The 14,277-nt window shown below is 48.4% G+C and carries 8 protein-coding genes; 3 read left to right on the forward strand and 5 right to left on the reverse strand.

The window, feature by feature from the left end; genetic code table 11:
* The first annotated feature begins 100 nt into the window (after window positions 1–100).
* Both ACYVEA_RS14380 and ACYVEA_RS14385 read left to right on the forward strand, forming a co-directional pair.
* Window positions 101–1,651, forward strand: a complete 1,551-nt coding sequence (locus ACYVEA_RS14380; RefSeq protein WP_461114145.1) for a polysaccharide biosynthesis protein — start codon at window positions 101–103, stop codon at window positions 1,649–1,651.
* 183 nt (window positions 1,652–1,834) lie between these two features.
* Window positions 1,835–5,413: a VCBS repeat-containing protein gene (locus ACYVEA_RS14385; RefSeq protein ID WP_461114146.1), complete on the forward strand. Its 3,579-nt coding sequence runs from the start codon at window positions 1,835–1,837 to the stop codon at window positions 5,411–5,413.
* Between the two features lie 93 nt (window positions 5,414–5,506).
* On the opposite strand, the gene ACYVEA_RS14390 is transcribed toward ACYVEA_RS14385, so the two are convergent.
* The 4 genes from ACYVEA_RS14390 to ACYVEA_RS14405 form a co-directional block, all read right to left on the reverse strand.
* The gene (locus ACYVEA_RS14390) at window positions 5,507–6,412 is read right to left on the reverse strand and encodes a DUF4249 domain-containing protein (RefSeq protein ID WP_461114147.1); all 906 of its coding nucleotides are present in this window, start codon (window positions 6,410–6,412) and stop codon (window positions 5,507–5,509) included.
* 67 nt (window positions 6,413–6,479) lie between these two features.
* Window positions 6,480–8,909 (reverse strand): TonB-dependent receptor, encoded by a 2,430-nt coding sequence (locus tag ACYVEA_RS14395; RefSeq protein ID WP_461114148.1) that lies wholly within the window; start codon window positions 8,907–8,909, stop codon window positions 6,480–6,482.
* Window positions 8,910–9,087: 178 nt separating this feature from the next.
* Window positions 9,088–9,972 (reverse strand): PPK2 family polyphosphate kinase, encoded by an 885-nt coding sequence (locus ACYVEA_RS14400; RefSeq protein WP_461114149.1) that lies wholly within the window; start codon window positions 9,970–9,972, stop codon window positions 9,088–9,090.
* A 61-nt stretch (window positions 9,973–10,033) separates the two neighbouring features.
* On the reverse strand, window positions 10,034–10,915 hold the full coding sequence (locus tag ACYVEA_RS14405; protein ID WP_461114150.1) for a PPK2 family polyphosphate kinase: 882 nt from the start codon (window positions 10,913–10,915) through the stop codon (window positions 10,034–10,036).
* A 551-nt stretch (window positions 10,916–11,466) separates the two neighbouring features.
* Between ACYVEA_RS14405 and ACYVEA_RS14410 the strand changes: the two genes are divergently transcribed.
* Window positions 11,467–11,988: a hypothetical protein gene (locus ACYVEA_RS14410; RefSeq protein ID WP_461114151.1), complete on the forward strand. Its 522-nt coding sequence runs from the start codon at window positions 11,467–11,469 to the stop codon at window positions 11,986–11,988.
* A 68-nt stretch (window positions 11,989–12,056) separates the two neighbouring features.
* Here ACYVEA_RS14410 and ACYVEA_RS14415 read toward each other — a convergent pair whose 3' ends face one another.
* Complete coding sequence (locus ACYVEA_RS14415) at window positions 12,057–14,162, reverse strand: prolyl oligopeptidase family serine peptidase (RefSeq protein WP_461114152.1); 2,106 nt, start codon at window positions 14,160–14,162, stop codon at window positions 12,057–12,059.
* Between the last annotated feature and the right edge of the window lie 115 nt (window positions 14,163–14,277).

Genomic DNA, 14,277 nt, shown 5'->3' on the forward strand with positions numbered 1-14,277 from the left:
TAACTTTGTCAGCCCGTGATACGTAGTACCCGATGCGAAGTGCGTATCATGTAGCGTTAGAACACGTAGTACGAATCGAGTAGGGACTTCTTTTGCTATAATGAGTCAATTTAAAAAATTAGCCAGCGACACGGCGCTTTATGGTGTCAGCACCATTCTGGCCCGTTCTATCAACTTTGCGCTGGCTCCCATTCAGACGTATGCCTTTCAACGACCGTCCGAATTGTCGTCGAACGTAACACTTTACGCCTGGATTGGGGTGTTGTTGACGGTCTATACATTGGGTCTTGAGACGGCTTTTTTTCGGTTCGCAGCTCGGGCTAAAAGCAACGAAAATGCGGAAGAGCGGCTGCAGGTCTTCAACCGAACCACCAGCCTGGTGTTATTGGCAAGCCTGTTGCCTACACTAGTGCTTATTGGATTTGCTTCGGAAATTGCCCAGTGGCTTAATTATCCGGGGCAGGGTTTGATGGTGGTCTGGGCTGCTTTGCTGCTTGCTATCGACAGTATTGTGGCCATCCCGTTTGCCCGCTTGCGGGCCGAAAACAAAGCCCGGCAGTTTGTAATGGCCAAAGTCATCAACATCCTGCTGAACGTAGCGCTCAACGTCTTCTTTATCGTGATCTGCAAAGACATTGCTGAAGGGGATTATCTGCCTGCATTGCGACCAGTGGCGTCGTGGATTTATCGCCCGGAAATTGGTCCCGGCTACATTCTGCTGGCGAACTTAATCGCCAATGCTCTTTATTTCGTAATCCTGCGAAATGCTTTTACCGGTTTCCGTTTTACGTTCAAGTGGCCGGTGGCAAAATCACTGCTTCTTTATTCACTTCCCATCATGCTCACGGGCTTATCGGGCGTACTCAATGCCCTGACCGACCGGCTCCTGCTCCGACGGTTCCTGCCGGAAGGATTCTACCCCGATCTCACGTCGGAAGATGCATTGGGCATTTACGGTAACTGCCTGAAATTATCTATTTTCATGGCGCTGGCCATCAATTCCTTCAAGTTTGCCGCCGACCCATTCTTCTTCAGCCAGGCCGAAGACAAAAACTCGCCTAAACTGCTCGCTGTCGTAACAAAGTGGTTCCTTATCGTTTGCGTACTAATCTGGGTGGGTGTCAGTCTGAATCTCGACGTAGTGGGCTTAGTCGTCGCTCCGCTCTACCGGCGTGGTCTGGACGTAGTGCCGCTGTTGTTACTCGCCAATTTATTTCTGGGTGTCTATTACAACATCTCATTCTGGTTTAAGCTGAGTGACAAAACTAAATTTGGTACGCTTATTACAGCGGTCGGGGCTGTCGTTACAATCGTTGGTAATATCGTGCTGATTCCAGTGATGGGTTATATGGGATGCGCCGTTGCCTTTCTGATATCCAGTTTCGTCATGATGGCGATGTGTTATTTTCTGGGCGAAAAGCATTATCCGGTCCCCTACGACATTCGATCGGCAGCGGGCTATGTGATTGGCGCCGGGCTATTGATTTACGTATCCTGGCAGTTTCCCATTGCTAATTTATGGATTGCTGTACCCGTGCATCTGGCACTTTGCCTACTTTTCGTCGCTGCGGTGCTGTTAATTGAGCGGGATACCATCCTGCCGATGGTCGCTCGATTCCGAAAACGGAAGAGTCCGATGCCTCTCAAGTAATCTTCCTGCAAGACCAGCCTTGAGGCCGTTTCTCATACGTAACAGAACCACCTCCATTCGTATACCTTCAAGAAGGAGACGTTCGTTACAAAAAAGCTACCGCTGTGTCGGTACGGTGTTTTTTATAGATAAATTTGGAGATAATCTGTTACTACTGCCACCGTAAATGGCTCCTTTCAATTCATGAAATCAACTCTGCGAAACAGCGCTTGGCTTCTGCCTGTCGCGTTTCTATTTTTATTCACGGCCTGTCGTGAGAAACCGCTGTTTGACCTGCTTACGTCATCAGAAACGGGCATTACGTTTAACAATATCATCACGGATAGCGATACGCTCAACATTCTTAATTACCAGTACATCTACAATGGTGGCGGTGTTGGCGTCGGCGATTTCAACGGCGACAAGAAACCCGATGTATTTTTTGCGGGTAATCAGGTGTCGAATAAGCTGTATATCAATGAGACAGAGTCTGCCGGCGATAAACTTCATTTCAAAGATATCACACAGGTGGCGGGTGTTGGAGGAGGAGGACGCTGGTGTTCGGGTGTGTCGGTGGTTGATATTAATGCGGATGGAAAGTTAGACGTATACGTATCGACTACACTCCACAAAAAAGCCAACCAACGGGCTAATTTGCTGTATGTCAACCAGGGAAATGACGCCGACGGTGCGCCGAAATTTCGCGAAATGGCTGCCGACTACGGTATTGCGGATACAACGTATACTACCCATTCTACTTTTTTCGACTACGACAACGACGGCGATCTTGACCTATTTGTACTGGTTGACCAGATAGATGATCCCCGCAATCCAACGAACCTGCGCGCTCGGGTGAATGACGGTACGTCGCCCAACACCGACCGACTGTACCGAAATGATTTCGACGCCAAGCGCGGCCATGCGTATTTCACCGACGTAACAAAACTGGCTGGAACATTAGCCGAAGGATTTGGCCTGGGGGTCAATATCTGCGACATCAACCGCGACGGCTGGAAGGACATTTTCGTAACCAATGACTTTGCCACCAACGACGTATTGTACATCAATAATCACAACGGAACGTTCACAAACCGCGCTCACGATTCGTTTAAGCACACCAGCTCATCGGCGATGGGCAACGACGTAGCGGATATAAACGGCGACGGTCTGGCCGACATTATTGTTATGGACATGCTGCCCGAAGACAACCTGCGCAAGAAAAGTCTGATGGGTCCCAGCAGCTATTTCGCCTATCAGGAGTGGGACCGCATGGGCTACGAACACCAGTACGCCCGCAATACCTTGCAACTGAATCAGGGGGTACGGCCTTCCGGAGTACGGCCGTCGGATACATCAACGGCTAATGTGCCGGTTTTCAGTGAGATAAGTATGCTCGCGGGTGTTGCTGAAACTGAATGGAGCTGGTCGGCGTTGCTGGCTGATTTTGACCATGACGGTAATCGCGATCTAATGATTACGAATGGCTTCCCGCGTGACGTGACCGACCGCGATTTTACTACGTATTATAGCTCAGTTGACTCCTATTTGAGTGACGGATTACGCAAAAGCCTGACCGAGAAAATGCCTCAGGTGAAGGTCAGTAATTATGCATATCGAAATAAGGGCGATGATCGGTCCGGCGGTCCGTCGTTCGAGAACGTAACGGATAAATGGGGGATGACCGAGCCGAGTTTTTCGAATGGCGCAGCCTATGCCGATTTTGACGGCGATGGCGATCTGGATTATGTTATTAACAACATCAACGACGAGGCCTTCGTCTACCGGAATAACCTGACCGATCAGCAGTCAGACACGCATTATCTCCGTATTCAGTTTCAGGGTGATGGCGCTAACCTGATGGGACTTGGTGCAACGGTTGAGTATGAGTTGCCCAACGGCCATAAAGAATTTTATGAACATACGCCCTACCGAGGCTTTTTGTCCAGCGTGGAGCCGGTGGCGCATCTGGGTTTAGGGAAGGTCAAGGTAGTGAAAAACCTGAAAGTAACCTGGCCCGGTGGTCGGGTACAAATCTTGCCCAGCGTCAACGCCGATCAGACAATCACAGTCAAAGCAACTGACGCCCGGTCAGCCGCGCCCACTATTGTTCAGGCTCCTAAACAGCTATTTCAGGACGTAACGGGCGCGCTTGGTATTACGTATAAGCACGAAGAAACGGACATTATTGACTTTAATTTGCAGAAAACGCTCCTGCATAAACTTACCGAATATGGCCCAGCGCTGGCCGTGGGCGACGTAAACGGCGATGGTCTGGCTGACATGGTTTTGGGTGGAAGTGCCGGACATTCGGCAGCTGTGCTTTTACAGGACAAATCGGACCATTTTACGGTGAAAACCTTGCCGACCAAACTCTCCGAAGATGCTGGGTTGCTGTTGTTCGATGCCGACGCCGACGGGGATCTGGATCTTTATGCGGCCAGTGGCAGCCCCGAATTTAACCCGGATCAGTTGGCAGAGGCCATGCGCCACCGGCTTTACGTGAACGATGGTAAAGGTAACTTTTCGCTGGATGCCAGTGCCTTACCCAATTTTCAGGTAAATGGTTCCTGTGTGAAAGCTGCCGATTTTGATCGAGACGGCGATCTGGACCTGTTCGTTGGGGGGCGCGTTGAACCCAATAAATACCCGATGTCGGTGCCAAGTTATCTGCTACGTAATGAAAGCGTGAAGGGTAAACCGAAATTCACGGATGCAACGGCTCAGGTTGCGCCCATTCTTGCCAAAGGTGGTTTGACCTGCGATGCGCTCTGGACGGATTACGATAACGACGGCTATATTGACTTGATGCTAGCCAGTGAATGGGCACCCATTACAGTGCTTTACAACGAAAAAGGTCAATTAAAACCGCTCGATAATAGCGGGTTGTCAGAGAAAACGGGTTTCTGGAATTCACTGACCGCTGGCGACTTCGACAACGACGGCGACGTGGATTATCTGGCCGGTAACCTGGGGCAGAATAATCTGCTTCGGCCCAGTACTGATCGGCCCGTACGTATCTACGCTGGTGACTTCGATAACAACGGGTTTTACGATGCCTTTCCGTCCGTTTATTTCAGGAACGCCAAAGGCCAGTATGAAGAGTATCCATACTTCGGCTGGGACGACATGGTAAAACAAATGATCGGAATTAAACGTCGATATATTAAATACGGAGCGTTTGGTGAGGCAACCATGAACCAGATTCTGACGGAAGATGAACGAAATCAGGCACTGAAACTATCGGCAACCTATGTGCCAAGCAGCTACATTGAGAATAAAGGCAATGGCAAGTTCGAGGTTCGACCTTTGCCGCTAATGGCTCAAACGGCTCCTGTATTTGGAATGCTGGCGCAGGACGTAGATGGTGATGGAAATCTGGATGCCGTACTGGTTGGCAATGATCACGGTAGCGACATGGTGGCGGGGCGAATGGATGCTTTCAACGGGCTTGTTCTCAAAGGCGACGGTAAAGGAGGCTTTAAGCCATTGACACTAGCCCAATCGGGGTTCTATGTTCCCGGTAATGCCAAAGCATTGGCTAGCTGGCCTGATGCGCAAGGACATTGTCGGTTGGCCGTCACCGAAAACCGGGGACCGCTACGTGTGTTTGCCGTTCAGCAACCGCAGACGTTCACACCTGTAGACACGCGCATAACCGTTGTTGATATTCGTCTTAAAAATGGACGTATCAGACGTCAGGAAATTCCCTTCGGAACGTCATTTTATTCGCAATCAGCGCGGGGAGTCTGGTTGCTGCCGGGAGAAGTGATTATGAAGAAATAGGCGGTTCATTTTCTGTCATTCCGATGCAGGAGAAATCTTAAAGTCTCCTATTGGTCAAGCTTAAGATTCCTCCGGCGTCGGACTGACAGAACGCTAATCCGGTCGCACTCGAATATTGGCGTCGGTTACGGCGGCCGTGCGGGTGCGAATGGCCGAGGCAATAAAGAAACCCGTTGCCTTTCGTCCGTTTGGGTTGGTATTCAGGATGTTTGTTGGAACATTGGTGGGGGGCGTTGCGAATAAGCCACCATTCGTGATCTGAGTACGCAGTTGTTGCCAGAATGTTAATGCTTCGGCGGGTAATGATCCAAGCTCAACCCGCACTACATCATTCAGTACGTATAAACTATCGGGATTTATGGACCGACGAATGGGTGCAATAAACATCAACCCATCCGTAACGCCGTTGTTACTGCCGCCGAATCCACCGTCCTGCGTCGTAATAATATTTCGGGGTTTATTCTGAAACTCGCCGTTCCGGAAAAACTTAACCCGGTAATTGTCTACTTCATTTGGAATATCAATAGCATAAAACTCCGCCCGATACCCTTCGTTTTTTGACAGTGGATTCAGCTTTCGTTTCACGAAAACAATTGAGTCGATGGGCGGCACTTTGTTCATTTTCGAACTGGCTTTGTACGTCTCTCCCTGATACGTAATGTTGAGTTGGTACGTCCGTCCAATACGTCCCAGCGTATCTTTTCCGGTTGGTTGCCAGACGTAGTAACCATCATTATCGGGATCTGAAAATTGATAGGTCTTCCCGGCATTATCCGAAACGGTAACGCTTGCGCTGATGGCAGCAGAGGGTTGACTGTTATCAAAATAAGCCGCTGTTTGGGTCAGTCGAATCGTTTGCGAACCGGGCTGATCTGTAATTGTTCCGTCTACCGAAAGCTCCGTCGGACCCGTGTCGAGTTTGGCGTCGATAACGGTCGTGCAACTATTCAATGTGAGAACAGCCGCGGCAAGGAATGAGAAAATAAGTAATGCTTTCATAGTATAGTACCGGCCCAGCGGGCTGATTGTCTATCTGTATATCGGCCAGCCCAGCAGGCCGATCCTACTAGAATTTGAAATTATAGGTCACGGATGGAATCAGGGTAGCAAAAACGGAGTATCGAATCGCTTCCGTCACACGCGGATTGTCAGTATTCGGCTGAAAATAAACCGAAAACGCGTTCTTTCGAGCATATACGTTGTAGACCGAAAATACCCAGTTGTCATCTTTCCGTTTGCCCGCCCGCTTCCGGCCCTGCAACGTTGCCGCCAGGTCGAGCCGGTGATAGGCCGGAATTCGGTAGTTATTGCGTGCTTCGTAGATGGGCGTTACGTGCCCGTCATACTCAAAGCGGCCTGTCGGGAACGTACCGGGCGTGCCGCTGGCGTAGGTAAACGTAGCCGAGAAATTCCAGCGTTTAGCATTTGGGGGATCGAACAGAAGTACCGTGGTTAGTACGTGCCGTTTGTCGAAGCGCGTTGGATACCAGTTGTTGTTATTGATACCATCCACCTGCCGTTCCGTTTTGGCCAGCGTATAACTAACCCAGCCATTTACGACACCTGTGTTCCGTTTTACAAAAAACTCGGCTCCGTAAGCACGGCCTTTGCCAGTTAGCAAATCGCCTTCGAGGTATTTGTTCAGGATCAGGCTGGCCCCATCAATGTAATCAATCTGATTCTGAAGCCATTTGTAATAAACCTCCACGGAGGCTTCGAACTCGCTGCCCGTTCCAGTGGAACGCCCGAAGTTCTTGAAATAACCTCCGGCGATCTGGTCAGCAATTTGTGGTTTGATGTTATTGGTCGACGTTGTCCAGACGTCCAGCGGTGTCGACGCGGTTGTATTGGAAATCAGATGAATATATTGGGCCAGTCGATTATAACTTAATTTCAGCGAGCTGTTGGGGCTCAAATCATACTTAGCAGAAAAGCGTGGTTCCCAGTTACCGTAGGTCTTTATGACATCGCTTCCCCGGTACGCCACCGTTGTTACGACTTCGCGCCGTGTTCCAAACGGAACGTCGGTCTGAAACGTATAGGCCTCGCCCGGTCCTCTATAATTGAATAATGAATAGCGCAGGCCATACTGAAGTTGCAGTTTTGGCGTGAATTGTTGCTCATTACCTATGTATAACGCACTTTCCAGCGCATGTTTGTTAGCTACGCCGAAACTTCTAACAGCGCCCGAGCTGGCAGCGGTGGCCGTTCCCGGCTGGAAATCATGGATGATCGCCTGCCCACCGAACGTAATTGTGTTCTTGCCCAGAAAAAGCGAAAAGTCAGGTTTGATGCTGTAGTTGACAATACGGGAGTCGGTCCGAAAAAAGTCATCCGGACTTTTCTGCTTCAGGTCGGTGTTCAGCGAATAATCGTAATTGCTGTAATAAGCTGTCGTATTTAGAAACAAACGGTCGCTGAATACATGATTCCAGCGGGCCGAAATCGTCGCATTGCCCCAGTTGAATCCAAAATCCGACCCAAATACGTCGCGACCAAGATAGCCCGAGAGAAACACCGTGTTTTTGTCGTTGATGCGGTAATTGCCTTTCGCCGTCAGATCGTAGAAATAGAATTTAGCGCCTTTCAAATCTTTATTTAAAAAGGGCTGGGCCAGAATATCAGCATAGGAGCGACGGGCTGCCACGATGAAAGAGCCCCTCCCTTTAAAAAGCGGTCGTTCATAGGAAAGTCTGCTGAAAATCAGGCCGATACCGCCGTTTAACTCGGCTTTTTTAGCGTTGCCTTCTTTCAGCCGGACGTCGAGGATTGAGGAAATACGTCCTCCATAGTTCGACGGAATACCGCCTTTTATAAGCTTTACGTCCTTAACGGCGTCGGGGTTAAAAACCGAGAAAAAGCCAAATAAGTGGGAGGAGTTGTAAATCGGTGCTTCATCGAGCAGCACCAGATTCTGATCAATACTTCCACCCCGAACGTTGAATCCTGTGGCGCCTTCGCCCACGGTTGAGACCCCCGGCAGCAGCTGAATACTGCGTATTACGTCTACTTCGCCGAGGAGTGCGGGAATGCGTTTCAGCGTTTTAACGTCAATTTTATTGACGCTCATTTCAATATTCTTGACGTTGTCGTCCTCGCGGGTTGTCGAAACAACCACTTCCTGAAGCTGCTTTCCTTCCTGGCTGAGTTCGAGGTCAAGCCGTACGTTTCGTTCGGTCAGGTCAACCGTCTTGGTCTGTCTGGCGTAACCAACGTAGCTGATTACCAGTGTGTATGTTCCCGATGGGACGGTTACTGCGAAAAAGCCATAACTATTCGTGACCGCTCCCGTACCCGTTTCCTTTACGTAAACCGACACGCCAATCAGTCCTTCACCGTTGGCCGCGTCCTTAATGTATCCACTGACGGTATAGCCCGCATGGACAGTCTTACCTGGAGATTTTTCGAGTGTATTGGTGGTCTGTGCTTCGCTGTTGCCCACAAGTAGAAAAGCGAGCGGGAGACAGTAGAGCCAGAATCGTATAGTCTGTTTCATTGCGTTATCATTTGGCCACACATTCACGGAATGATGGATCAGGTAATTAACGCAAAAATAGGAAGGGCACTACTCGGATTAAGCAGAAATTAGATGAACCGACTAAATCTAGTCGTGAACGGTATTGGACGTAGGACAAAACCAATAAATATCAAATGAGCGTACAGTAAACGAGAAGTTATTTGCCACCATCCTGCTTCTTGATTTGCCTTATTAGTTTCTGCGCTTCTTTTTCGTCCGTCTTAGGAAACGATACGGGCAGTGATTCCAGTACATCGGTCAGAATGTGAGCAATAATGAGCTGCTGGTTATTGCGGTCATCACTCGGAATGACATACCAGGGATTCTGACGAGTGGCCGTTGCGTTGATGGTATCCTCATAGGCTTGCATATACTCAGGCCAGAACGCTCGTTCTTCTAAATCGTTTGCACTCAATTTCCACTGCTTTTCGGTGTCTTCCAGGCGGGCAATCAGTCGTTTCCCCTGTTCTTCCCTGGCAACATGCAGGTAGAATTTCACAATTGGGAAACCATTTCGGAACAGATAATCCTCGAAGTGGACAATGTCGCCAAACCGTTGTTTCCAAAGCGTCTGGTCATTTTCAGGGAGCAAATTTTCTGGAATCAACTGCTGCTTCAGCCGTTCCGGATGGACACGTAGCGCAAGCACTTCTTCGTAGTAAGACCGGTTGAATACGCCAATGTTACCCCGTTCGGGAAGCTCCTGCCAAAACCGCCAAAGGAAATCGTGTTTCAGGTCTTCTTCCGCTGGCTTTTTGAACGGTGCCATCTGAAAGCGGGACGGATTGACGCCTTTGAAAACGCGCCGAATACTGCTATCCTTGCCTGCGGCATCCATCGCCTGAAATACCACCAGCATCCCGTAGTGTTCATCGGCGTGCATCCGGTTCTGGGCCTGATCCATTCGCTCGGCTAATTCATCCAGCTGGCGATCAAGATCTGCTTCGTCGGCATAGGATGATTCAACCAAGGTGGGGGTCGCCTTAGATGAAAATGGCTTTTTTCCGTCGTATCGGAACGTATTAGTGTTGAGTTTTTTCATGATGTAACGCAGCTGGAAAGCCGCGATTTCATTACTAGATAATCGCGGCTTTCCAGCTGCGTTATTGACCTTCAATAACAGATATTAATTTTTGCAACTCCTTAAATCGCTTCTCGTCGGGATCGGGCTTGGCAATAGGTAGCTTCTTAAGTTCCTCAATAATTACCTGACCGACTAGCAGACGCATGTTTTCTTTATCGTCGGCCGGAATCACGTACCAAGGCGCGTTGTCCGTAGCGGTTTCGTTGATCGCTTCCTGGTAGGCATCCTGATAGCCGTCCCAGAACTCCCGTTCCTTAACGTCCCCTTCTTCAAACTTCCAGTTTTTTTCGGGGTCCTTAATCCGGGCGATAAGGCGATCTGCCTGCTCTTTTTTAGAAACGTGCAGATAAAACTTAATTGTTATAAAGCCGTTTCGGTAGAGGAATTTTTCCATATCCCGAATGGATTCGTACCGCTGTTTGAAGAGCTTATTCAGATCACTGGTTGTTTTTTCGGGCAATCGCTGGCTTTGCGTCAGAATCTCCGGATGGACTTTTGTGACCAGCACTTCTTCGTAATAGGAGCGGTTAAAGATGCCAATGGTCCCGCGTTCAGGCAATTCGCGCCAGCTACGCCATAAAAAATCATGATCAAGCTCCTGATCAGTTGGTCGTTTAAACGAATAGACACGTACGCCCGCTGGATTTGTACCCGTAAAAACGTGTTGAATCGTGCCATCTTTGCCAGCTGCATCCAGTGCCTGAAACACCACGATTACGCCATACCGGTTGTAGGCATACATTCGTTCCTGCCACTTGTCAATGTCGGCCGCCTGTTGCCGCAGCAGGGCTTCATAATGATCTTTATCTTCGTAAAGCTTATCCACGTCTGTGGGTGCTTTTTTAATTTTAAACTCCTTGTCTCCGTCATAGCGGAACCGGTTGGTATCGAAATCTTTCACGGGCTTAGTGGGCAAATTTTATGCAGGTAATTATAGGCTATCATTGAACAACCACAAACCTGACGAATGGTTGCAACACCACGTCGTCAGCTATATGCCCGATTGCCCTTCTCTACATCTTTGGCCTGGCAACGAGTACTTAACCGTGATTGGCCAGTCAAAGGAAATTCGTAACCAAGCCCACGATTAACCTATCAGAAGCCACCTTTTTGGAAAGGTATTTGAACCGAAATGGAATTTGGAAGTTACTTATTGCGCTATATTGGTATATTTATTTATAAATAATGCAAGTTGGCTATGAGTTACTTTTTTGGTGAACAAAGTATGTTGTTATTTTTTGCTGGAAAACAAGTTGTTGATTATGAGGATTTTGGTTTATATGCTTTCGTTCGATTTATAGCCAGGTACGTTTAAATTTCGCAAGTTCAGTACGTATTTAGTGGTAGAGTCTATATATGACCGATTAATAAGACGTTTACAGTTTTGCTTGGTCGCCCAAAAGATTCGCATTTACTTTGTCCGAAATTTTACTTTTAAATCAGTTGAACCAAATGAAAAAAATCCACTTTTCTATTTTACTGGTGCTTGGCTTGTTAGTCGGTACTCAATCATTTGCCCAATATGTTCCAGATAAAGGTTCCAAGCTGTTAAACGTAGGGATAGGCGTTGGCGGCTATGGACTTGGAATAGGATATAGCTCTGGTGTATCATTTGGCGCATCACTTGAAATTGGCGTTGTAAGAAATATTACTGTCGGGGGTTTTGTAGACTATCGGCGATTAAATTATAGCGGCCTTAGTGGATATGGCGTATCCTCTTTTTCTATAGGCGCACGTGGTTCCTACCATTTTAATGAGTTGTTGAACCTTTCTTCTGAAAAGGCAGACCTATACGCAGGAATTGGGTTAGGTTACCAAGGTTACTCAGGCACTTATTTCTATGGAAGTAGCGGAGGAATTATTGTTCCAATTCATCTTGGAGGCCGTTACTTTTTCAATGAGAAAGTAGGAGCTTTCGCTGAGCTCGCTTCGGATATTGCTCCGTTAAAATTAGGTGTTACATTCAAATTCTAGGTAGATCAATTTCATAAAAATGGCCACCTGATTCATCAGATGGCCATTTTTATGTGTTATAAAAACATTTACTTACTGGCTATCTCTTTCAAACTCTTCACGCCCATATTCCAGAGGATAAACGAGTAGATGTCGGCGGTTGTTTCTATATTCTTTTTCGTGTTGCTGGCTCCGTGACCCGAGTTTGTATCAATACGTATCAGTACCGGATTCGGTCCTTTATAAACCTCCTGTAACGTAGCGGCATACTTGAACGAGTGAGCCGGAACCACGCGATCGTCGTGGTCGGCAGTAGTGATCAAGGTGGCTGGGTAATTCAGACCAGGCTTTATATTATGAACAGGTGAATACGCATAAATTGCCTTGAATTCGTCGGCATTATCGCTACTGCCATAGTCAGCAATCCAGTTCCAGCCAATGGTGAACTTATGGAAACGTAGCATATCCATAACACCTACCTGCGGAATTGCCACCCTGAATAAATCGGGCCGTTGATTCATGACCGCCCCAACCAGCAACCCACCGTTTGAACCACCCTGAATAGCTAGTTTGGCCGGGCTTGTATAGTGCTGGGCAATCAGATACTCGGCAGCGGCAATGAAATCATCAAAAACGTTTTGCTTCTTGAGCTTCATACCCTGCTCATGCCATTTTTCTCCGTATTCGCTGCCGCCCCGCAGATTCGCTTGTGCGTATACGCCACCCTGCTCCAGAAAAGGAATGCGGAGCGGTCCAAATGAAGGGGGTAAACTTATATTGAACCCACCGTAACCATACAACAGGGTCGGATTTGTGCCGTCGAGTTTCAGGCCCTTCCGGTACGTCAGGAACATGGGTACTTTTGTGCCATCCTTACTCGTGTAAAAGACTTGTTTTGTTTCGTAATCGCCTGGCCGGAAGTCGACTTCAGGAGCACGAAAAACGGTGCTTTTGCGGGTGGCAATGTCATACCGGTAAATGGTTGGTGGAAAGGTAAACGATGTAAAACTGTAGAAGACAAACTTGTCGTCTTTTTCGCCCCCAAAGCCGCCCGCTGAACCAATCGCCGGTAATTGTACGTCACCTTCAGACTTTCCTGCATAATTGAAAACTTCTACTTTCGAGGTCACATCCTTCGCGTACTCTACAAATAGCTTACCACCGGCTGCGCTCACGCTTCCTTCGGCAATGGGTTCGGGTCTCTCCGCAATAAGCGTCGAAAATGCCTTTGTCTTGGTGTCGAACGTAATGACTTTGCTGTTTGGCGCCTTCTCGTTCGTCAGAATCAGCAGCCGATCGCCGTCATTATCGATCACACCGTAACTAAAATCAGTTACCTCGGCAACAACGGGCGTAAACGTTTGCTGAGCTGATTTGGCATCCATAAAAAACAGGGAGTTGCCATCTTTCCCCTGGCCCCGATCGCTGATCGACAAGAGCACAAACCGCTCATCGTCGGTCGTGCTGGCGATATGGAATCGCTGTGGATTCTTCGGATCTTCATAGACCAGCCTGTCGGCTGACTGGGGCGTATTCAATTTATGAAAGAATACCTGATGATTTTCATTTTTAGACGCCAGCGCGCTGCCTTCGGGCTTCGGGTAGCGGCTGTAATAAAAACCATCTCCTTGCCAAGCCGCTCCAGATATCTTGACCCATTCGACTTTCTCGGGCAGGTATTGCTTCGTCGCCAAATCCATAATCTGATATTCCTGCCAGTCGGAACCGCCTTTGGATAAACCGACTACGGCATATTTTCCATCTTTCGATAATGAAAATGCGCCTAACCGCGTAGTGCCATCGGCCGATAATTTATTTGGATCGATCACCAATTCGGGCTTTCCGTCAAGACCTTTCTGGCGATATAATACGGCCTGATTCTGCAAGCCGTCGTTTTTTGAGAAATAAAACCACTCTCCTTTCCGGCTAGGCGCTGAATATTTTGGGTAATTATAAATCTGTTCCAGCCGGTCCTGCAACTGTTTCCGGTATGGAATCTGCGCCAGATAGTCAAAGGTTACTTTGTTCTCGGCCTTGACCCATTCAGCCGTTTCGGCCGAACGGTCATCTTCAAGCCAGCGATACGGGTCAGCAACTTGAGTACCGTGATAGGTATCAACCTGATCGGTTTTACGGGCGGTGGGATACGTAAGCGGGGGACCACTCTGGGCCAGCACCGTTGATGAACTCAGCATAAGTAACAATCGAAGAGATGGAGTAAACGCCATAAGATGATGAAGGATAACAGGAAAAAGAACCAACTAGTCACAAATTACGTCCCCAGCCTTCGCCAATCAAATTGCTTGTCTG

Source organism: Spirosoma jeollabukense (assembly GCF_054777855.1).